This window comes from Pseudoflavonifractor sp. MSJ-37 (genome assembly GCF_018917965.1).
Classification (GTDB): Bacteria; Bacillota; Clostridia; order Oscillospirales; family Oscillospiraceae; genus Pseudoflavonifractor_A.
Genome location: NZ_JAHLPP010000017.1, coordinates 1 through 677, shown reverse-complemented (window position 1 = coordinate 677; position 677 = coordinate 1). Strand labels below are relative to the sequence as shown.

1 protein-coding gene is annotated in these 677 nt (G+C 68.4%); it reads right to left on the bottom strand.

From position 1 onward, the window contains the following. A partial coding sequence (locus KQI12_RS12350) for a hypothetical protein (protein ID WP_216573769.1) occupies window positions 1-677 on the bottom strand: 677 nt, incomplete at both ends.

Sequence of the window (677 nt, the reverse complement as noted above, 5' to 3'; positions counted from 1 at the left end):
GGCGGCCATGGGATGGTCCTCCCCGCCGGAGCGGAGCGTCAGGCCCACGGCGCCGCCCCTATGCCGGACCCAGGCCCGGGCGCTCTGTCCCGCCGGGAGGGCGAGGGGGCTGGCGGTCATGACACCAGATGCGGCGGTCCGGCCGTCGATCCGGAAGGTGCCGCCCAGACCGTTGTTGCGGTCGTCCCGGTAGAGCTGGGCACCGCTGGCCGTCACCTCTATAGACATCCGGCAGCGGTCGCCGGGGACCACGTCCACGCCATTGCAGTAGATCGTCCGGCTGTCTCCGGCGGAGGAGGGCCAGGTGGGGGTGCTGGTGCCGCTCTCCCGCACCTCGTCGTTGACGGACAGGCTCCACCGGACCGTCAGATCATGGTCGGAGCCCAGAGGGTACAGATAGTAGAGGAAGCTCTTGATGACGCCGTAGCCCGTGGCCGTGACGAGCTGGGTGGAGGTGGAGGAGGTGGTGCTCCCGCCGCCGCCCCTGCCCAGATCGATATCGGTCTGGGCAGGCGTCCGGCCCAGCACCAGCCGTCCGCCGGACCGCAGGAACCCGCTCTTGGACTGGATGCCGCTCCCATCCCGGAAGCCGTCGAAGAGCATGGCCCGTTTGAAGCCGGTGTACTTGCCCTCGTAGTCGTTTTGCAGGAGCAGGTTGTAGAGGTGATAGTTCAGAT